Annotated in this window: 18 protein-coding genes; 5 read left to right on the top strand and 13 right to left on the bottom strand. The window is 52.2% G+C overall.

All coding sequences use genetic code 11. The annotated features are described in order from the left end of the window. Positions 1-112: 112 nt before the first annotated feature. The 8 genes from ACXAFI_RS09750 to ACXAFI_RS09715 all read right to left on the bottom strand — a co-directional run bounded on the left by ACXAFI_RS09750 (position 113) and on the right by ACXAFI_RS09715 (position 8,762). Positions 113-1,390 (bottom strand): MFS transporter, encoded by a 1,278-nt coding sequence (locus ACXAFI_RS09750; protein WP_444921990.1) that lies wholly within the window; start codon positions 1,388-1,390, stop codon positions 113-115. Then, a complete protein-coding gene (locus tag ACXAFI_RS09745) occupies positions 1,383-2,804 on the bottom strand; it encodes an 8-oxoguanine deaminase (protein WP_444921991.1) in 1,422 nt (473 codons plus the stop codon). The genes ACXAFI_RS09750 and ACXAFI_RS09745 overlap by 8 nt, the downstream gene beginning before the upstream one ends. 334 nt (positions 2,805-3,138) lie before the next feature. Then, positions 3,139-3,561, bottom strand: a complete 423-nt coding sequence (locus ACXAFI_RS09740; protein ID WP_444921992.1) for a GNAT family N-acetyltransferase — start codon at positions 3,559-3,561, stop codon at positions 3,139-3,141. A 1-nt stretch (position 3,562) separates the two neighbouring features. Beyond that, complete coding sequence (locus ACXAFI_RS09735) at positions 3,563-4,717, bottom strand: JmjC domain-containing protein (RefSeq protein WP_444921993.1); 1,155 nt, start codon at positions 4,715-4,717, stop codon at positions 3,563-3,565. 153 nt (positions 4,718-4,870) lie between these two features. After that, positions 4,871-6,244 (bottom strand): adenylosuccinate lyase, encoded by a 1,374-nt coding sequence (purB, locus tag ACXAFI_RS09730; protein ID WP_475108643.1) that lies wholly within the window; start codon positions 6,242-6,244, stop codon positions 4,871-4,873. A gap of 15 nt (positions 6,245-6,259) precedes the next feature. Next, on the bottom strand, positions 6,260-6,895 hold the full coding sequence (hflD, locus tag ACXAFI_RS09725; RefSeq protein ID WP_152453442.1) for a high frequency lysogenization protein HflD: 636 nt from the start codon (positions 6,893-6,895) through the stop codon (positions 6,260-6,262). A 9-nt stretch (positions 6,896-6,904) separates the two neighbouring features. Beyond that, positions 6,905-8,050: a tRNA 2-thiouridine(34) synthase MnmA gene (gene mnmA / locus ACXAFI_RS09720; RefSeq protein WP_475108642.1), complete on the bottom strand. Its 1,146-nt coding sequence runs from the start codon at positions 8,048-8,050 to the stop codon at positions 6,905-6,907. Between the two features lie 97 nt (positions 8,051-8,147). Further along, positions 8,148-8,762: a pseudouridine synthase gene (locus ACXAFI_RS09715; protein WP_475108641.1), complete on the bottom strand. Its 615-nt coding sequence runs from the start codon at positions 8,760-8,762 to the stop codon at positions 8,148-8,150. A 149-nt stretch (positions 8,763-8,911) separates the two neighbouring features. Between ACXAFI_RS09715 and icd the strand changes: the two genes are divergently transcribed. Then, positions 8,912-10,162: an NADP-dependent isocitrate dehydrogenase gene (gene icd, locus ACXAFI_RS09710; RefSeq protein WP_475108640.1), complete on the top strand. Its 1,251-nt coding sequence runs from the start codon at positions 8,912-8,914 to the stop codon at positions 10,160-10,162. Between the two features lie 111 nt (positions 10,163-10,273). Here icd and cspD read toward each other — a convergent pair whose 3' ends face one another. Further along, the gene (gene cspD / locus ACXAFI_RS09705) at positions 10,274-10,576 is read right to left on the bottom strand and encodes a cold shock domain-containing protein CspD (protein WP_444921998.1); all 303 of its coding nucleotides are present in this window, start codon (positions 10,574-10,576) and stop codon (positions 10,274-10,276) included. A gap of 280 nt (positions 10,577-10,856) precedes the next feature. Between cspD and clpS the strand changes: the two genes are divergently transcribed. Together clpS and clpA are read left to right on the top strand one after the other, a co-directional pair. Then, positions 10,857-11,237 carry an ATP-dependent Clp protease adapter ClpS gene (gene clpS, locus ACXAFI_RS09700; protein WP_152453452.1) on the top strand — a complete coding sequence of 127 codons (381 nt, stop codon included), beginning with the start codon at positions 10,857-10,859 and terminating at the stop codon, positions 11,235-11,237. A gap of 134 nt (positions 11,238-11,371) precedes the next feature. Next, entirely contained in the window at positions 11,372-13,657 is a 2,286-nt protein-coding gene (gene clpA, locus ACXAFI_RS09695; protein ID WP_444922000.1) for an ATP-dependent Clp protease ATP-binding subunit ClpA, read from the top strand. A gap of 91 nt (positions 13,658-13,748) precedes the next feature. On the opposite strand, the gene infA is transcribed toward clpA, so the two are convergent. From infA to trxB, 4 genes are all read right to left on the bottom strand, one after another. Continuing rightward, positions 13,749-13,967, bottom strand: a complete 219-nt coding sequence (gene infA, locus ACXAFI_RS09690) for a translation initiation factor IF-1 (protein WP_010130378.1) — start codon at positions 13,965-13,967, stop codon at positions 13,749-13,751. A gap of 127 nt (positions 13,968-14,094) precedes the next feature. Next, positions 14,095-14,814, bottom strand: a complete 720-nt coding sequence (locus ACXAFI_RS09685; RefSeq protein ID WP_444922001.1) for an arginyltransferase — start codon at positions 14,812-14,814, stop codon at positions 14,095-14,097. Then, positions 14,807-15,499 (bottom strand): leucyl/phenylalanyl-tRNA--protein transferase, encoded by a 693-nt coding sequence (aat, locus tag ACXAFI_RS09680; RefSeq protein ID WP_475109809.1) that lies wholly within the window; start codon positions 15,497-15,499, stop codon positions 14,807-14,809. The genes ACXAFI_RS09685 and aat overlap by 8 nt, the downstream gene beginning before the upstream one ends. A 96-nt stretch (positions 15,500-15,595) precedes the next feature. Continuing rightward, positions 15,596-16,537 (bottom strand): thioredoxin-disulfide reductase, encoded by a 942-nt coding sequence (gene trxB, locus ACXAFI_RS09675; protein ID WP_444922003.1) that lies wholly within the window; start codon positions 16,535-16,537, stop codon positions 15,596-15,598. A 401-nt stretch (positions 16,538-16,938) separates the two neighbouring features. Between trxB and ACXAFI_RS09670 the strand changes: the two genes are divergently transcribed. Beyond that, a complete protein-coding gene (locus tag ACXAFI_RS09670) occupies positions 16,939-17,976 on the top strand; it encodes a class I SAM-dependent methyltransferase (protein WP_475108639.1) in 1,038 nt (345 codons plus the stop codon). Positions 17,977-18,074: 98 nt separating this feature from the next. After that, positions 18,075-20,417, top strand: coding sequence for a DNA translocase FtsK (locus ACXAFI_RS09665; RefSeq protein WP_475108638.1), 2,343 nt, complete (start codon positions 18,075-18,077; stop codon positions 20,415-20,417). The last annotated feature ends 34 nt before the right edge of the window (positions 20,418-20,451 follow it).

Here is a 20,451-nt window from a genome sequence, read left to right as displayed (position 1 = left end):
GATAACTAAATAGAGGTAAAAACCCTAATTGATTTTTAATGTATTTTGTTAGGATAAATCGCTTATAGATAATGAAATAGCCTCTGGAGCTTATTGTTGAATTTTGCCGGGGCTATTTTTCCTTATGAAAGAATAAGCTGCTAAAAAACCCAATACAGATAACGATACCTACCAACTGAAAAGCAGACTGATAATTTAGGAATTTAGTACTGCCTTTAGGTAAAAAATTAAGGTGCTCGGTTATTCTATCTATTAGTCCAAGCTGTTGATTGGCTTCAAGTGATAGGCCTACAAGCGCCTGTAATAGCCCACCAAAAATAAATCCGGCAGTAACTACCAGCGCAGTTGCCAGGGTGTGAGTAGATTTTGGTAATTGAGCCTGGATTACTGAAAATGCCAGAATAGATCCGCTGAGTCCAACTCCAAGAATAAAGTTGGCTCCTAAACTCCATGAGATGGAGAGATTAATCAATAGTAAGATCAATGTGATTGCCAATGCAATTAGGCTATACGTTCTTGCGGGTACAATATAGTCATTTCTATGTTGCGCCCAGACGCCAACTGTGAGGCTCCCAAAGATTACCCCTATCAGAGTCATTGTGTTGCTAAAAGTCCCTTGCTGTGCGGTTTCGTCAAAAAAATCTACCTGGAACTGCACATTCCACAAGTCGGAGTAAGCGAGCATGCTACCGTAGAGGCAGGCATAAAAAATTAATGCTGCCCAGAATTGTAAAGACGTAAAACAAACCCTAAGTTGAGTAATGAGTGGTAAGGCAGGAGCATTTTTTTCATTGCTGATTTTGGGGTTGCTGCCAACAAATAGATATATCGCCGCTGCCAAAGTAATAAGAAAAGCGCCAGCAAAATAATATAGGTCCCGAAACGAGGTGATACTTGCAGTTAACCCGAACAGTATTGATAAAAAAGCCGCACTAAAGTTTGCTAACCCCTGGCTTAATGCGCTTAAAAGGGAGAAGTGATCCGGTAAATCTCTCTCGATAATATAGATAACTCCTATAAAACTACACGACAGGCCAAATGCAGTTAAGATTTGACCGACTAACGCCCACAAAAAACTGGAGCTACTTGCAAAAATGATACAGCCACATGAGGCTAGTAAAGCCGTTAGGCTCAGAAGTTTTTTTGGGCTGAAAGCGCCTAGTTTTGATCCCAGTAGGAGTTGACCAAGTGAGTAAGCGATAAAAGAGCTGCCGCCTAAAATACCTATTTCACTGTGATCAAGTTCTAGCTGGGTGACAATGTTGGGGGATAGTAATGCAAAGAAAACTGAGAGCACGATACTGCTTGAAAAAAGGAGGACTGCAATACTCCAGGGAAGGTATCTCTGCTTTCCTTCCAATCTAGCCCCAGCTCTGTGCATATCAGCCATCTCTCAGAAGCTTTCTGCTCCAATTATTATGCTCACGAATGACAGGGGCCATATCAATTGAAATAATCTCTCCATTACTAACTATCTGGCGGCCGTGAATAACCACTGTTTTCGCAGACTGTGGAGCGCAAAAGACTACGGCGGCGACAGGGTCTGAAAGGGCTCCCGCGTATTGAATAGTATTGAGCTCCAGTGTAAAAAAATCTGCGCAGCGCCCGACCTCTAGCGCACCGATATCAGTGCGATTAAGAACCCTTGCACCTCCAAGGGTGGCAAGTTCCAAGGCTTCTCGAGCTGTCATCCATTCTGAGGAACGCAGTGGGTGGGATTGAGGGAGTTGGGCGTAACGGTGTGGCCCTTCTGGGGGGCGAAGTCCCATTCTCAACCTTGAAAGCAGCATGGCTTGGCGGGTTTCGAGAAGCATATTGGAGGCGTCATTACTGGCGGAGCCATCAACGCCAAGACCCACTTTTATGCCAGCGGCAATATAATCTTTGACTGGCGCAATTCCCGAAGAAAGACGCATATTAGAGCTTGGGCAGTGTGAAATACCACACCCCATGCGAGCCAAAGCATTCACTTCCAAGGCATCGACATGTACGGCATGAGCAAACCAAACATCGGGGCCTAGCCATTCGGCTTCTTCCATCCATTCCAAAGGTCGCTTGCCAAACCGTTCAAGTGTATGGCGTTCTTCATCAAATGTTTCGCAGATGTGTGTGTGCAGCATGACCCCCTTATCTCGGGCCAGCTGAGCGGTTTCCTTGAGCAAGTTTTCTGAAACATTAAATGGGGAGCAGGGGGCTAAAACGATTCGGGTTAGGGCGCCGTAATTTGCATCGTGATAGCGATCTATGACACGAATGCTGTCCTGGAGAATAAATTCTTCATCCTCGACGCTCTCATCTGGAGGCAAGCCCCCTTTGGATCTCCCTAAGGACATAGAGCCGCGACTAGCATGAAATCTCACTCCCAAATCTTTGGCGGCTTCAATATGAATATCTACTTTGTTGCCACTTTTGAATAGATAAGAGTGGTCAAACACCGTCGTGCAACCAGAGAGCACAAGCTCACCTAAACCAATCAGGGCGCTGGTACGGGAAGCCTCAGGGTTTATACGGGTCCAAATGGGGTAGTGGAGCTGCAACCAAGCAAACAGGTTCATGTTTTGGGTGGCAGGCAGGTTACGGGTCAACGTCTGATTTAAGTGGTGATGAGTGTTCACCATCCCGGGGAGGGCTATCTGCCCGCGGGCATCTATAATCGTATCCGCATTCCTGGGCAGGTCTTTGGACTGCCCTACAGCAGTAATTATTCCGTCCTCAGCATAAATACCCCCGTCGGTAATTTCACGCCTTTCTGAGTCCATGGTTACCAGGATTTCGGCATTTTTAAGGAGCAGTGTCTTGGGCATGGTTGGTTGAGCACCTCCTTATTCGATTTCCAGGCCCTCTGATATTAGTCCGAGCTAACAGGAAGTCAGGAAAAAGGGGCTGTGTCCAAATGATGGGCAGCCTGTTCGGTCTCAGTTATAGCAAGTAAATAAAGGAATAGTATAAAAGAATACACTTACAAAACCGTTATCATATGAATTTATATTCCCGCTAGCCACATCTACAGAAAATGTTAGTTAGGTGATGGGGGAACGGATGGGATCTACCTGAACAGTGAAGAGGGTATTTTGTTTATGGTGGTTTGGATGGAGGATGGCCGGCATGCATTTCCATGCCGGCATTTTTCATTCCAGCTTAGTTTAACTGCCGCACCATCTTGATATGGGGGATACCCGCTTCATAAAAGATCTCTCCCTCGGGACTAAAGCCACCTCTGGTATAAAAACCCTGAGCGTGTTGTTGTGCATGCAGGTAGATATTGAGTAAGCCCCGCTGCTTGGCAAAGTCACAAATGCTGTTTAGTAATTGGGCCCCAATTCCAAGGCCTCGAGCAGATTGCTTGATCGCCATTCTGCCAACTTTGCCATTTTTACAGAGGCGCCCGGTCCCTACAGCGACACCCTCATTGAAAACCAGGAAATGTTGCGAACTTTCCTCCAGGTTATCCCATTCCAAGTCTGCGGGTACTTTCTGTTCTTGCACAAACACGGCTTCGCGGATAGCTCGAATGCTTTCTTGCTCTTTTTGCCAGTCAGCAGGGCGTACCAGTACGGCCATTTCAGAAATCCTCAGGGGGATAAATTAGTGTGCCCTGGGCTACCAGCTGATCGATGAGCCCATCATTGCTTGCGATTTCAGGGAAGGCCTCAATATCGTCCCAGGAGATTTCATGGGACTCGGCAAACTGCTGGGCAAATGTGAGTGGTGCGGAGAGAGCCTCACCATCGACAAATAACGTGGCGGGCTCTCGACAGAAGGCTGCTCGCGATGCGGGGTTTAGTACTAGCTGTGCCCCTTTAGGCATTTGCTCACGCCAGTCTGAAGCTTCATCTGCATCTAATGCGACAGTATCAGGGTATTTTGCTTCAGTCATTACAGCGCCAAACCACTGTGTGATCTTTTCTGGTTGCTTCAGCCACTCGATGAGCTGTTGTTGCAAACAAGCTACTGACTCAGAATCTACTTCTGCTGGGCATTTTGCCGGTTCCATGCCGGCATCGGTATAACGCAGGCTGTCCGGTAGACCCATGGCTACTTCGGCGGCGAGGTCTTCCAGTATGACTGAAGCAGAGGGTGCTCGGAAGCCAATGGAAATCGTGGTGCAGCCGCCCTCGGCGATACCCCAGTGGCTATATTGTGGAGGAAGATAGAGCATATCACCGGGTTCTAGCACCCAGCTGTTTTCTGCATTGAACTCTTTCAAGATATTGAGGGGCGTGCCTTCCAGACGTGGGCTGGTTTCATCTACTTTTACTCCCTGCTGCCAAAGGCGCTTGCCTTCGGCCTGGAGCAGAAAGACATCGTAGTGGTCGTAATGAGGTCCGACACTCCCCTGGTCGGCCGCGTAACTAATCATGACGTCATCTAAGCGCCAGTCTGGGATAAAGCGGAAGGACTCTTTTAGTTCGGCCACTTCCGAGAGCCACTGGTCTACTGCTTGTACAAGTAATGTCCAGTGAGTGCGGGGTAGGGTGAGGAAGTCTTCTTCAGTGAAAGGGCCAGTGCGTAGCTCCCAGGGCCCGCTCTCACCGTTTTCCAGCACCAGGCGCGATTCGACCGCTTCCTCCAGTGCCATGCCTGCAAGCTCTTCCCCTGAAATGGGCGATTCGAAGTTGGGGAAGGCATTGCGGATCAGCAGGGGTTTTTGCTGCCAATAATCGCGCATAAAAACTTCAATTGGCATATCGCCGAGATGGGTAAGGGGGCTTGCCACGGTAACTCTCACTGTTAGTTGGGCTGGGGAAATGTTCTCAGGTCTGCGATTGGATGTAACTTAGCGTGAAGTTACAGCCCTGCAGAGTAGAGTGATCATAAGCGGTTTGAAAAAGCTTCCGGCCACGGAGAGGTGGCCGGAAGCAGTGCTCACTTAAATTTTGCGGGCTTGCTCGATAGCATTACCGATATAGGATGCTGGGGTCATTTCCAATAGTGCGCTTTTGGCTTCTGCAGGAATTTCCAGGTTCTCGATAAACACCTTTAAAGTTTCGCGGGTAATACCCTGGCCGCGAGTAAGGGCCTTCAGCTTCTCGTAAGGCTCTTCGATGTTGTAGCGGCGCATAACAGTCTGGATCGGCTCGGCCAGAACTTCCCAGGAATTATCCAGGTCTTCCGCCAGGCGTTCACGGTTGATCTCCAGTTTGCCCAGTCCCTTCATAGTGGCGGCATAAGCAATGGCGGAGTAACCGGCGCCCACGCCCATATTGCGCAGTACAGTGGAGTCGGTCAGGTCGCGCTGCCAGCGGGAGACCGGCAATTTCGCGGCCAGGTGCTGGAATACGGCATTGGCCAGGCCCAGGTTGCCTTCGGAGTTTTCGAAGTCGATAGGGTTGACCTTGTGCGGCATGGTGGAGGAGCCCACTTCTCCGGCAACGACTTTCTGCTTGAAGTAGCCAAGGGAGATATAGCCCCAGATATCGCGGTCAAAGTCGATCAGGATAGTGTTAAAGCGCGCAATGGCATCGAACAGTTCGGCAATATAGTCGTGGGGTTCGATCTGGGTGGTGTAGGGGTTCCAGGTCAGGCCGAGAGAGGAGATGAACTCTTCCGCGTTCTTTTCCCAGTCGATAGTTGGGTAAGCAGACAGGTGAGCATTGTAGTTGCCCACAGCACCGTTGATTTTACCCAGCAGTGGTACGGCCTCTACCTGGGCTACCTGGCGGCGCAGGCGCGCAACCACGTTGGCGAGCTCCTTACCCACAGTCGTGGGGCTGGCGGTTTGGCCGTGGGTGCGGGATAGCATAGGCACATCGGCGAAGTCCTGGGCGAGTTTAGCGATTTTCTCTACCAGTTCATTCATTGCGGGCAGCATGAAGTTATCTCGGCCAGCGCGCAGCATCAGGGCGTGGGACAGGTTGTTGATGTCCTCGGAGGTGCAGGCGAAGTGAACGAATTCGCTTACTTTTGCCAGCTGTGCATTGCCGCTGATTTTTTCTTTGAGGAAGTATTCAACCGCTTTCACGTCGTGGTTGGTGGTGCGCTCAATTTCCTTGATACGCCCAGCATCTTCCAGGGAAAAGTTGGCCACAATGTTATCAAGCAATTGGTTGGCAGCTTCGTCGAACTGTTCTACCTCAGCAATTTCCGAGTGTGCGGAGAGTTTCTGAAGCCAGCGCACTTCCACTTCAACACGGGCGCGAATCAGGCCGTATTCACTGAAAATTTCACGTAGGGGGGCAGTCTTGCTCTCGTAGCGACCATCAATAGGGGATACCGCTGTGAGTGCGGAAAGCTCAACTGTCATAGTAAATCTCCGGGATTAGTTTTTTATAGATTCGATCTGTGCGATCAGCTCGTCGGTCGCACGCAATAGTTTTTTGCGTTGAAACAGAAGGTGCAGGCGTCTGCCACCCAATTGTCGCCACAGCGTGGCTGAACGAATACCGGCAAACAGCATGGAGCGGATCTGGTTGGCGACACGCTGTTGCTGCAGGAAATTGAAATCCCCCAGAACCTGGATGCGGAAGCGGAAAGTACCGAGAGTATCGCTGTAGATGCTGGCGAGATTGGAAAATACATTCTCGTGAGTGGGGGCGAAGTGCTCCGCCTGAGTCTTGGCTTTTTCGAGGCGGCTGCCAATAATGGAAAGCAACTCTCCTTTCTTGCTTAATTGCCGCTGCAGATAGAGCACCGAGAGTGCGTAGCGCAGGCAGTCTGTGTATTCGGGGTGTTGCCGCGATTGCAGTAACTGCCTTGAAACCTGTAAGCCAGGCAGCAGCTTTTCTGCACCGGCAAACACATCTTCGGTGCGATCTGGGTTGAGCTGGAAGAGGCTATACACCCCGGTTTCCAATTGGGCCTGGGGAGCGGTGCCCGTTTTGGCCAAACGCTCTACCAGTGTTGCGGATTGAAAAATTCCGGCCAGTGCCAGAGCCTGGTCCCGCCAGTTATTCAAAGTCACTCCTTAGTGTTTCTTGTACTTTTCTGGTACGGCGGTGCCTATACCGGTTGCCTGTTCTATCACTGCGCCGCCGAGGCATTTTTCTCTATCGTACAGGACCAGAGATTGCCCTGGAGTAATTGCACGTTGAGGCTCATCAAATTCCACAACTAGGTTTCCATCTTCCTGTACTTGTACGATGCAATCCTGGTCCGGCTGGCGATAGCGAGTTTTCGCCTGACAGCGGAAAGACTTCCCTGGTGCAGCACTATTGATCCAATGGGTTTGGGTTGCCGTCAAGCCAGTGGCGTAGAGCAAGGGGTGGTGCGCCCCCTGGGCGACAATCAATACGTTGCGCTCCAGGTTTTTACCCACGACATACCAAGGTTCTTCGCCTGCACCTTTTACGCCACCGATACCTAGCCCCTGTCTCTGTCCGATGGTGTGGTACATCAGGCCGGCGTGACGCCCCATAACTTCGCCTTCGGGCGTTTCCATGTCGCCCGGCTGGGCGGGCAGGTACTGCTCCAGGAAATCCTTAAAGCGACGTTCGCCAATAAAGCAAATACCGGTGCTGTCTTTCTTGTTGTGGGTGATAAAGCCATTTTCCTCGGCGATACGCCGCACTTCGGGTTTCTCCAGTTCCCCTAATGGGAACAGTGAACGAGCAAACTCTGCCTCCCCAACAGCGTGGAGGAAATAGCTTTGATCTTTGTTGCCATCCAACCCCTTGAATAAGTAGGAGCGACCTTCTAAATCACGGCGGCGGGCATAGTGCCCGGTGGCAATGGCATCCGCGCCCAGAACTTCGGCATATTCCAGGAAAACTTTAAATTTGATTTCCCGGTTACACAGAATGTCTGGGTTCGGTGTGCGGCCGGCTTTGTATTCTGCCAGGAAGTATTCGAATACATGATCCCAATACTCGGCTGCAAAATTGGCGGTGTGCAGTTTAATGCCCAGCTTTTCACAAACAGCCTGGGCATCGGCCAAGTCCGCTTTCGCAGTGCAGTATTCGGTGCCGTCGTCCTCGTCCCAGTTTTTCATAAACAAGCCCTCCACCTGGTAGCCCTGCTGCATAAGCAGGAGTGCGGCTACAGAGGAATCCACACCGCCGGACATACCGACGATGACGCGCTTTGGCAGTTTGTTGTGCGTGGAATCAGGCATAAGAAGGACAGTCACTACTTCACTGAGATGGAAAGGGGGCGAATTTTACCTGTGAATCGTGCTTCTGACCAAGGCCGCTTTTATCTTGCTTTATAGCTTACTGCCCCCGGCGGGGGCGATTGCGCTTCTGAGGTGGCTTCGTTTTGCGATAGGGCCTTGGTTTAGGCGCAGAGAAAACCTCCTCTGAGCGGTACTGTCCCGGCTGCAGAGCATCGAGCTTCCAATTGCCGATCGCCATACGCACCAGTCGCAGGGTGGGGCAGCCGACTGCGGCGGTCATGCGTCGCACCTGGCGGTTTCGGCCCTCATGGATAATGAGCTCTACCCAGCTGGTGGGGATGGACTTGCGCTCTCTAATTGGGGGATTGCGCGGCCACAGATCGACTTCGGAGAGTCTGCGGGCCTTAGCAGGAGCTGTGCGTCCATCCTTCAAATCTAGGCCTTGGCGCAGGAACATCAGGGCATCATCGGTGATGTCCCCCTCAACTTGGGCCCAGTAGGTTTTCGCCATCTTTCTTTTTGGATGGCTGATTTGATGTTGTAGCGCTCCATCATCAGTGAGGAGTAGGAGACCCTCGGAGTCGTAGTCGAGCCGTCCGGCGGCATAGAAGCCTTTGTGCGGGATATAGTCCGCAAGTGTGGCGCGACCCTGGGGATCTGTGAATTGGCTTAACACGCCAAAAGGTTTGTTTAGGAGAATGATCTTGGGCATAAGAAAAATTGAGTATTGTAATCCAACTACAAAAATTAGCCGATGCTGCTATAATCCCGCCGATTTTTATCCCCGCCCAATGGTCCCGGGGGAGCGGTGCAAGCAACGCTGGACCTAAAAAGTCATAGAATTTTGGGAGTTTACGCAATATGGGTCACATCCAAGTGCCGGCAGACGGCGAAAAAGTTACAGTCAATTCCGACGGTTCGCTGAATGTTCCGAATCGCCCGGTAATTCCGTTCATCGAGGGTGACGGCATCGGTGTGGATATCACCCCGGTAATGCGCAAGGTTATCGACGCGGCGGTAGAGAAAGCTTTCGGCGGCGACAAGAAAATCGAGTGGATGGAAATCTACTGCGGCGAGAAAGCCGCAGAGACTTACGCTGGCGACTGGTTCCCAGCTGAAACCCTCGAAGCGATCAAAGACTACGTTGTCAGCATCAAAGGCCCTCTGACCACTCCAGTAGGCGGCGGCTTCCGTTCCCTGAACGTAGCCCTGCGTCAGGAGCTGGATCTGTACGTATGTCAGCGCCCGGTGCGCTGGTTCAGCGGTGTACCTTCTCCGGTGAAAGAGCCGAACAAGGTAGACATGGTGATCTTCCGTGAAAACTCCGAAGACATCTACGCGGGTATCGAGTGGAAAGCTGACACCGACGAAGCCAAGAAAGTTATCAAGTTCCTGCAGGACGAGATGGGTGTTAAGAAAATCCGTTTCCCTGAGAACTGCGGTATCGGTGTTAAGCCGGTTTCTTCTGAAGGTACCAAGCGTCTCGTGCGCAAGGCTATCCAGTACGCTGTGGACCAGGATCGCGATTCCGTAACCTTGGTACACAAAGGCAACATCATGAAGTTCACCGAAGGTGCCTTCGCCGATTGGGGTTATGAGCTGGCTCGCGACGAGTTTGGCGCTCAGCCGCTGGACGGTGGTCCTTGGCACAGCTTCAAGAACCCGAAAACTGGCAAAGAGATCGTTGTTAAGGACGTGATTGCCGATGCGATGCTGCAGCAGATCCTGTTGCGTCCTGCTGAGTACGACGTAATTGCCACCCTGAACCTGAACGGCGACTACCTGTCTGACGCACTGGCTGCGCAGGTTGGCGGTATCGGTATCGCTCCGGGTGCGAACTTGTCCGACGATGTTGCTCTGTTCGAAGCGACTCACGGTACTGCGCCTAAGTACGCTGGCCAAGATAAGGTAAACCCGGGCTCACTGATTCTTTCCGCTGAGATGATGCTGCGTCACCTGGGCTGGAACGAAGCTGCAGACCTGGTCATCAAGGGTATGGAAGGCGCTATCGAAGCCAAGACCGTAACCTACGATTTCGAGCGCCTGATGGATGGTGCCGAGCTGAAATCCTGCTCCGCATTTGGTGACGAAGTCATCAAGCACATGGCCTAATTGGCTGATTTAGGGTTGGATTGTTTAATCCGGCCCTAACTAAAAAAGCCCTTTGCTGTAAAGCGAAGGGCTTTTTTGTTGGTGTGGGTCTGTCAGCGCAGCTTCAACAGCTTAGTCGAGCGCTTCCGCCTCTTTCTCTCTGATTGTCTCAGAGCGGCTGAGATCTGCATTAACGCTGGCGCTTTGGCTGCTAGTCGTGGTTTCTGCCGCCGCGGCGGTAGAAATATTTGCGGCGTGATAGCCTTTGTCACCTCTGACGATATCAAAGGTAACTTGCTGGCCGGCTTTCAGGGTTCGGTAGCCTTCCATCTGAATTGCGGAATAGTGCGCGAACAGATCCTCCCCTCCTTCATCTGCAAGAATAAACCCATATCCCTTAGCGTTGTTGAACCACTTCACGGTACCAGTAGGCATAACGAACTCCCTCTAATTGCCTGAGTGACCTATCGGCCACCTTACAGAGTTTTTATATTTATTTGACCTGCGGATTAATCGACTGCGATCCTATCTGCGACTAATGGCTGTGAATGAGCAGGCACTACCTCTTGTAGTCAACTGCTATAGGAATGTCAAGAAGCTGCGCTTGAGGCTGTGATGTCCCTGTGTCGTTGGTCAAATAAGGTTACAATGGCAGGTCGTTGATGGTTGAGCATGTCGTGCTACTAAAGCTCGTTAGAACACATTGATAATTGTTATGAGTATTTTGCAGGTCATTAAACTAGGCTCCAGTGATTCTGGAGAAGATTATTTAGAGGGTGAGGGTTCCGATGGCGGGCTCGCACTGGAAGAGGCGCCGCCACGGCTCAAACGCCCGCCTATGTATAAGGTCATCATGTTGAATGATGACTACACCCCCATGGACTTTGTTGTGGAGACTCTGGAGTTATTTTTTGGGGTCAACCGTGAGCGCGCCACACAGTTGATGCTGCAAGTACACACACGGGGAAAAGCAGTGTGCGGTGTCTATACTCGGGATATAGCGGAGACAAAGGCCGCGCAAGTTAATCAGTTCGCCCAGGAGAATGAGCATCCGTTGTTGTGTGAGATAGAGGCGGACGAGAGTAAAGACGATTGATTTATATTAAAGCTGCTTTAGCACAAGGGTCCCGTCACCTGAAAGGAATCAGCCAGGAGATAGATGCCGGCAAAGGGTGCGCGCCTACCAGCGGAGTCGGCGGGGAATATTGGCGATTAGGGTTTGAGGTTTAAATGCTCAGCAAGGACTTAGAGGTAACGCTCAATCTGGCGTTCAAGGGTGCACGAGCGAAGCGGCACGAATTCATGACTGTGGAGCACCTGTTGCTGGCGCTCCTGGACAATGAGTCGGCTGCTGACGTGTTGCATGCCTGCGGGGCCGACCTGAGCGCATTGCGCCGCGAACTGTTGGAGTTTGTGGACTCTACCACGCCGTTAATCCCGGAGGCAGATACCGATCGCGAGACCCAGCCTACCCTGGGGTTCCAAAGGGTATTGCAGAGGGCCGTTTTCCACGTTCAGTCATCGGGTAAAAAAGAGGTTACCGGGGCTAATGTGTTGGTCGCCATTTTCTGTGAACAGGAAAGCCAAGCCGTTTACTATCTGAAGCAGCAGAGTGTTGCGCGCATTGATGTAGTCAATTACATCACCCATGGGATTTCCAGGGTCGGTTCCAGCGGCAACAACCACAATCATCACCATGGTTCAGATGCCACCCAGGAGCAGGTGGAAGAGGAGATCAGCACCGGTACCGAACCCGGAGGCTCTGACCCCCTGGAGAGCTATGCAACCAACCTGAATCAGGAGGCAATCCTCGGTCGAATCGACCCGCTGGTCGGGCGTGGTCCCGAAGTTGAACGGGTTACTCAGGTCCTCGCGCGACGCCGAAAGAATAACCCCCTGTTGGTGGGTGAATCCGGCGTCGGTAAAACAGCAATCGCTGAAGGCTTGGCCAGGCGAATTGTGGATGAGGATATTCCAGAGCCATTAAAAGACAGTACCATTTACTCTCTCGATCTGGGCTCTCTACTGGCCGGAACCAAGTATCGGGGTGATTTTGAGAAGCGTTTCAAAGCATTGTTAGCCGAGCTGAAGAAACGCGAGCATGCAGTCCTGTTTATTGATGAGATCCATACCATTATTGGAGCCGGCGCAGCATCCGGCGGCGTTATGGACGCTTCCAACCTGCTGAAACCACTGCTTTCCAGCGGTCAGCTTCGCTGCATTGGCTCCACCACCTTTACCGAATACCGCGGGATCTTCGAGAAAGACCGCGCGCTCTCACGCCGCTTTCAAAAAATCGATGTCAGTGAGCCTTCGGTAGAGGAGACGGTACAGATACTGCAGGGGCTCAGAAGCTGCTTCGAGGATCATCACAAAGTGCGTTTCACCGATGCCGCCCTCGATGCCGCCGCCCAGCTCTCCAGCCGTCATATCACCGAGCGTTTCCTGCCCGATAAAGCGATCGATGTGATTGATGAGGCGGGGGCCTATCAATCCCTGCTGTCCGTCGAGGAGCGCACAGAGGTGATTGGTGTTGGTGAGATCGAAGAAGTGATAGCCAAAATGGCTCGGATCCCGGCGAAGAGTGTCTCCGCTTCGGACAAGGAGCAGTTATCGCGACTAGACGATAATCTCAAGATGGTGGTCTTTGGTCAGGATCGGGCGATTGAAGCGCTCAGTACGGCCATTAAGCTGAGTCGTGCAGGACTCGGTGCGGAGGAGAAACCCATAGGCTCGTTCTTGTTCTCTGGCCCTACAGGGGTCGGTAAGACCGAGCTCTGCCGTCAGCTGGCCAAGGTCATGGGGATCGAGCTTATTCGCTTCGATATGTCCGAGTATATGGAGCGCCATACGGTTTCCCGTCTGATTGGTGCGCCTCCCGGCTATGTGGGCTTCGACCAAGGCGGGTTGTTAACCGATGCGGTGACCAAGCATCCTCACAGTGTGGTGTTGCTCGATGAGATCGAGAAGGCTCACCCCGAAGTATTTAACCTGCTTCTGCAGGTGATGGATCATGGGACCCTGACGGACAATAACGGGCGCAAAGCGGATTTCCGCAATGTGATCCTGATTATGACCACGAATGCTGGTGCTGAACTGATGAGCCGTCGATCTATCGGTTTCTCCAGTCAGGATCACTCCTCCGATGGTATGGAGGAGATCAAAAAGATGTTTACCCCCGAGTTCCGCAACCGCCTCGACAGCATTATCCAATTTGGTGCTCTTCCATTGGATGTGGTTAAAACAGTGGTGGATAAGTTTATTGTCGAGTTGCAGGCGCAGCTGGATGACTCCCGTGTAACCCTGATCGTGGAAGATGAGGCCCGCGAGTGGCTGGCTATTCGCGGTTATGATGAGAAAATGGGTGCTCGCCCAATGTCCCGCTTGATACGAGACAAGTTGCGTAAACCCCTGGCGGAGTCCGTTCTGTTTGGGGAGTTGGCGGAAGAGGGTGGCCGTGTAGTGGTCGTCATAGAAAATGACGAAATATCCATAAAGACGGCGGTTCCGGCCTGATTTTGCTTGCAAGCCCATCAAAAAAGCCACCGTAAGGTGGCTTTTTTGTATCACAGCAAATCGCCTTGGAGGCTTTTGCCTGGCGAGCGAATTAACGGGCGCGGTACGTAATGCGGCCTTTGCTCAGGTCGTAGGGCGTAAGCTCCACCTTGACCTTGTCGCCAGTGAGGATGCGAATGTAGTTTTTACGCATCTTTCCTGAGATGTGCGCAATGACCACGTGTCCGTTTTCCAGCTTTACGCGGAAAGTGGTATTTGGCAGGGTGTCGATCACCTCGCCTTCCATTTCAATATAATCGTCTTTTGCCATGCGGCAGCAACCTTCAAATAAACTTGATCAGACCTTTACCCCGGAGGCAATCTTGCCTAGCCGCGGCTCGACGGGCGAGCATTTTGCACGAAAAGGCAGAATAGAGCAAAGGGCGCGTGTAATGGGGCTATAGAGACTTCAAGCTCCAGCGGTTCTCTGTGAGCATTTCTATCGGCTTGAACTGGCTTTTATAGGCCATTTTGTGGCACTTCTCGATCCAATAGCCCAAATAGAGATTGGAGAGGCCCAGCCTCCTGGCCCATTCGATCTGGTAGAGAATGCAATAGCTGCCGAGGCTGCGTTTGTCCTCATCCGGGTCGAAGAAAGTATAGATGGCCGACAGGCCAGCAGTGAGAAGGTCGGTAACCGCTACAGCCACCAGGCGCCCCCGCGCACGCAGTTCGATATAGCGTGTGGCCCCCCAGGCTGGACTCAAGAAGCTGCGATATTGCTCGCGGCTGGGAGGGTACATTTCTCCGTCGGCGTGGCGCTGCTCGATATAGCGGGCGTACAGCTCGTAATGTTCGTCTGTGTCGATGGATTCGATATGAAAGATATCCAGATCCTTATTGCGCTTCCAGCAGCGCCGCTGGTTGCGATCCGGTACAAAAAGACCCACAGGCACACGGGCGGGTACACAGGCTCTGCAGGTGGCGCACTGCGGTCGGTAGAGATAGGCACCACTACGGCGGAAGCCCAGCTCTGAAAGGCGGTTGTACAGGCGTTGGTCTACTTCTGTCTGCGGGTCCACAAATACCGTTGTGGCCTCCCTGTCCGGCAGGTAGCCACATGGGTGGGGCAGGGTTGCCAGCAGGCGGACCGAGTCGAGCTGAGAATATTTACCCATAAGTCCACGAAAGTTCCCAAGGCTGCGGGAAGGCGGGTTGTGCCAGGCCGCATTCCAGCAAGTGTTCGAAGTCCCTACGACACAATTCAACGGCCCCGAGACTGTTCAAGTGAGGGTTGCTTACCTGGCAGTCGATGAGAGGGCAGCCCCACAATTCTAATTGGCGAACGAGGTGGACAAAAGCGACTTTGGAAGCATCCGTCTCCCGGTGAAACATTGATTCGCCAAAAAATACCCGACCGATGGCTATGCCATAAAGCCCGCCAACCAACTGCCCGTCGCGCCATACTTCGACGGAGTGGGCATGGCCAAGGTGGTGCATATCGACATACGCCTCGGTCATTTCATCGGTGATCCAGGTGCCATCCTCAGCGGTTCTTGGGGCGCGGCAGCCCTCGATGACCGCTTCGAAGGCCTGGTCAAATGTGACCGAGAATGTACCTCGGCGCAGCGTCTTGCGTAGGCTGCGACCAATACGAAAGTCACTGGGTATCACCACGCAGCGTGGCGAGGGTGACCACCATAGGATGGGCTGGTCATCGGAGAACCAAGGAAAGATACCGCGTCCGTAGGCTGCTAACAGCCAGTCTGGTGTGAGGTCTCCACCCGCAGCGAGTAGCCCATTGGGGTCGTCGAGAGCAGTCTGGGTAGGGGGGAAATCGATATGGTTGTGATCCAGCCACATCAGGCGGCTTTGGGTATTCCTTGCCACAAACTGATACCTGTCCTGGGCCTGAAGAGGCCCGGGTAGCCTTGTGGATACCCGGGGCAGAAGCGCTTATTAGGCGTCGAGGAAACGCTCGGCATCCAGAGCTGCCATACAGCCAGTTCCGGCGGAAGTGACCGCCTGGCGGTAGATATGATCAGACACATCGCCTGCAGCGAACACACCGGGCACAGATGTCTGGGTCGCGTTACCCTCCAGGCCACTTTGTACGATGATATAGCCGTTGTTCATTTCCAGCTGATCTTTAAAAATATCAGTATTGGGCTTGTGGCCAATCGCGATAAACACACCGGAGACTTCAAGCTCCTTGGTAGAGTCGTCCTGTGTGCTGCGAACGCGCAGACCAGTGACACCGCTGTCATCCCCAAGAACTTCGTCGAGGGTGTGGTGAAAGCAAAGTTTGATATTGCCGTTTTCCACCTTGTCCATCAGGCGATTTTGCAGAATCTTTTCCGCACGAAGTTCGTCGCGGCGGTGAATCAGTGTGACTTCACTGGCGATGTTAGACAGGTAAAGGGCCTCTTCAACAGCGGTGTTGCCGCCGCCTACTACCGCCACTTTTTGATCGCGATAGAAAAAACCATCACAGGTGGCACAGGCACTGACGCCGCGGCCTTGGAAGGCTTCCTCGGAGGGCAGGCCCAGGTACTGAGCAGAGGCGCCTGTGGCAATAATCAGTGCATCGCAGGTGTAGGTTTCATTGCCCTTCAGGGTGAATGGGCGGTTGTTCAGATCTACAGACTCGATGTGGTCGAAAATAATCTGGGTGTCGAAACGCTCGGCGTGTTGCTGCATTTGCACCATCAGGTCGGGACCTTGCAGGTCGGCGATACCACCGGGCCAGTTTTCAACTTCTGTGGTAGTAGTCAGCTGTCCACCCTGCTGCATGCCGGTGATCACTACGGGGTTCAAATTTGCGCGGGCTGCGTAGATGGCTGCTGTGTAGCCTGCAGGACCAGAACCGAGAATAATCAGTCGATGATGGTTGTTGCTCATGAAACTCTCTTTAAACCTGTCTGAGTGCAAAGTTTACCCAGTGAACTGGGGGTCCACCTAGCTGGCCATATTTTAATCAGCCAAAGCTATTAGATTGGCCGATATAATAGGCGATAGTGACAATGCGGCGAAATAGTTTGCCTCAATTTATGCCATTGGGAAGTGCTATTTGGGTCGCTACGGCGGGTCGGTCCGGTTCTATCTATCCAGAAATGACATCAATAATTGCTAATAATTCCTTGTTTTTATTGAATAAATTGCGATTTATTTAATGTGAAGTCTGCCCGAAAGGTCTTATAAAGTATTTGTATTTGGTCACAAGAGGGCTCGGAGGAGGTGTTTTCATCCTTTTGGTAATTAGCCAAATTTCGGATGCATAACAACGGCCAAAGGGCGAAGCCATGAGGCAGGGCAGAAAAATAGTACCGTTGAATCTGGGCAGTAACTTGATTGGCCACCCCACATTTACCTTCAGTCTCAGTAATGAAGCACAGGTATTTGTGTCGGAAATCCTGGATGACACTTTCTCCTTGAGGCTTTCTGTCGATTTAGGGCCTGACGGTAGTCATATTGCCAGTTTGCATGGCCCTCCAGATCTAGTGGAGTTGTTCGCATCCCTCAAGCTGCAGGTCAGATGCGATATTGTGGCGGATGGGTACAATGTCCTCTCCCATGATGCTTTAGACGCCTTCGTGGCTTCACCCGAATCGAAAGCAAAACTACTCGAAGCGCTGGATCTCAGAGAGGGAAACAAAGTACTGGACTTAATGAGCGGCAGTGGAGCGGTCAGCCAGTTGCTGTTGGAGTATGGTGATAAAAAGTCAATGGAGATTGCTCTCAGTCTGTGCGATACCCACCACTCCCAGCTCAAGCGTATTGACCCAAAAGTGCGTGAAAGGGTTGTCGATGTTACTGTGGGTGATGCCAGGGCGTTGCCTTATGAAAAGGAATCTTTTGATGCAGTAGTGCTCAAAATGGGATTGCACGAAGTGCCCCAATTGGATCAACCGTTGGTAATGAGGAATGTCTTTCGAGTTCTGAAGAGGGGGGGGCGCTTCATTATTTGGCAATTGCTGCCTGCCACCGGTGTGATACAGGATGTATTTACAGATATCGTACGAAAAACCAGCATTTTGGCTGGCTGCGAATCTCAAGCATTCAACCGCTACTTCCCCAGGCAGGACCAGTTATCCTGGCTATTTAAAAGTGCTGGATTCAGTGGATGTGAGGAAATATTTCAGGCTGAATTCACTTACAGCACCCGAGCGAGCCTGGTCGCCGAGCTGGGTGGAGACTCCAGCAAACTAGAAATACTGAATAACTTTGCCCGCGACAGAGTGCCCCATGAGATAAGAGATTCGTTGTGTTGGCGGGATACTGGAGAGGATATTTCCCTTAAGATTCCGGCTTGTATATATCGCACATACAAACCAGCATAAATCAAAGATAATTAGGCCATCGAGGAAATCGCTTAAGTAGCGATTTCCGTTTATTACAAGTGCCAGAAAGTAACAACAAAGATTATTGAGGTAAGCCATTGAAGGCCGAGAGCGCAACCGAAGAAAATTCCGCGAAGAGCGGTGTATTGCCGGATTCACTCGTCGCCCGCTTGGTTCGCGAGGGTGCATTAATCAGTCTGCTAGCGGGTGCACTACTGTTGGCTATCAGCCTGCTGAGTTATGACTCCCAGGATCCAGGTTGGTCCCATACCGGTCAGTTAGGAAAAATTCACAATGCCATTGGACCGGCTGGGGCCTGGCTCGCCGATGTGTGCCTTTCACTATTGGGTTGGATGGCTTACCTGTTCCCTCTGTTGATCGGCTTGCGCGCCTATAAAATCTTGCGCGATCGCAATGCGCGATTTCATGCTCCTCTGCTTGCACTTAGAGTCTTTGGTCTGACCCTTCTGCTAGTCAGTGGCGCTTCTTTGGCGACACTCTGTTTTTCCCCTGCGGAAAATCCACTGCCGTTCACTAATGGTGGGATCATTGGCGATGCATTGTCGAGTTCCCTGGAGGGGAGTCTCGGTTATGTTGGCGCGACCATTCTATTGCTGGCGATTTTCGCTATTGGTACCACCGTGTTTACCGGTCTTTCCTGGCTCAAGCTGGTGGAATCCATCGGCCGCAATGTGTTGGGGCTTATTGCCTGGTTGGCTAGCTACTACAAGCAGTGGCGTCAGAAGCGCACAGAACAACGGGTGGCGCGGGAAGCTATAGTGGTACGCAAAGCTGCCGTGGAAGAAGAAAAGCAGCGCACAGCCAAACGCATTCCACCCAAGATCGAAGCGACGGCACCAAAGCCGAAGCAGAGCCCCCGGGCGGCAAAGGAAAAGCAGGGTGAACTATTCAAGGCTGGGCCTGTGACTGGAACCTTGCCACCTTTGGGACTTCTCGACCCCTCCGACCAGAATAAGAAGCCGGGCTTTTCCCGGGAGTCCCTCGAAGCACTGTCTCGTTTGCTGGAGTTGAAACTCAAAGATTTTGGTGTGGTAGCCGAGGTTGTATCGGTACTGCCAGGCCCCGTGGTGACCCGCTTTGAGATCCAGCCGGCGCCAGGGGTAAAGGTGAGTAAAATCTCCAACCTGGCTAAAGACCTGGCCAGATCCCTGGCGGTAATCAGTGTCCGTGTGGTGGAGGTGATCCCGGGTAAATCGGTAGTGGGTATTGAGATTCCCAATGAGAATCGGCAGATGGTGCGCCTCAGTGAGGTGCTGTCCGCCGATGTTTATGAAAATGCCAAATCGCCTCTGACTCTGGCGCTTGGGCACGATATTTCCGGTCAGCCGGTAGTGGCGGATCTCGCTAAGATGCCCCACCTCCTAGTCGCCGGTACCACCGGTTCTGGTAAATCCGTGGGCATCAATGTGATGCTGCTCAGCCTGTTATATAAGTCCACGCCGGAGGAGGTCCGCCTGATTTTGGTGGACCCGAAGATGTTGGAATTATCGGTATACGAGGGTATTCCCCACCTACTCACCCCGGTGATCACCGATATGAATGACGCGGCCAATGGTTTGCGCTGGTGTGTGGGTGAGATGGAGCGTCGCTATAAATTGATGGCGGCGATGGGGGTGCGCAATCTGGCGGGCTTTAATCGCAAGATAAGAGAGGCAGAAGAAGCCGGTGAGCCGATTCTGGACCCTATTTGGGAGCCAGATCCTGCTTCCAGTGTTCCGGCTGAAGAGCAAACCGCCCCTGCACTTAAGGCTCTGCCCGCAATCGTGGTTGTTATTGATGAATTTGCCGACATGATGATGATTGTTGGCAAAAAGGTGGAACAGCTGATTGCCCGTATTGCACAGAAAGCCCGGGCCGCAGGTATTCATCTGCTGTTAGCTACCCAGCGGCCCTCGGTAGATGTGATTACCGGGTTGATCAAGGCCAATGTGCCAACCCGTATCGGTTTCCAGGTCTCCTCCAAAGTGGATTCTCGCACCATTCTTGACCAAGGCGGCGCCGAGCAACTGCTCGGCCACGGCGATATGCTTTACCTGCCTCCAGGCAGTGGGGTGCCAGTGCGGGTTCACGGTGCTTTTGTTGACGACCATGAGGTACATAAAGTCGTCGCAGACTGGACGCGCCGGGGTGAGCCCGAATATATCGACGGTATCGTTGATGACAGCAACAACAGTATTCCAGTGCCTGGTCTGCAGTCCGAGGGCGGTGATGAAGATGACCCTGAGGCTGATGCTCTTTACGATGAAGCCGTTGCTTTTGTCACCAAATCGCGCAAAGCGTCCATCTCTTCAGTGCAGCGCCAGCTTCGCATCGGCTACAATCGCGCCGCGCGAATTATCGATGCCATGGAGGCTGCTGGCGTTGTGTCGCCCGCTGGACATAATGGCAACCGTGAAGTGTTGGCTCCGCCCCCCGCATAAGAGGGGGCAGCGCCAATCGCAGTTAAGCTACGGT

The organism is Microbulbifer sp. ABH2_005 (assembly GCF_056160005.1).
This window is presented reverse-complemented; position numbering and strand designations above follow the sequence as displayed.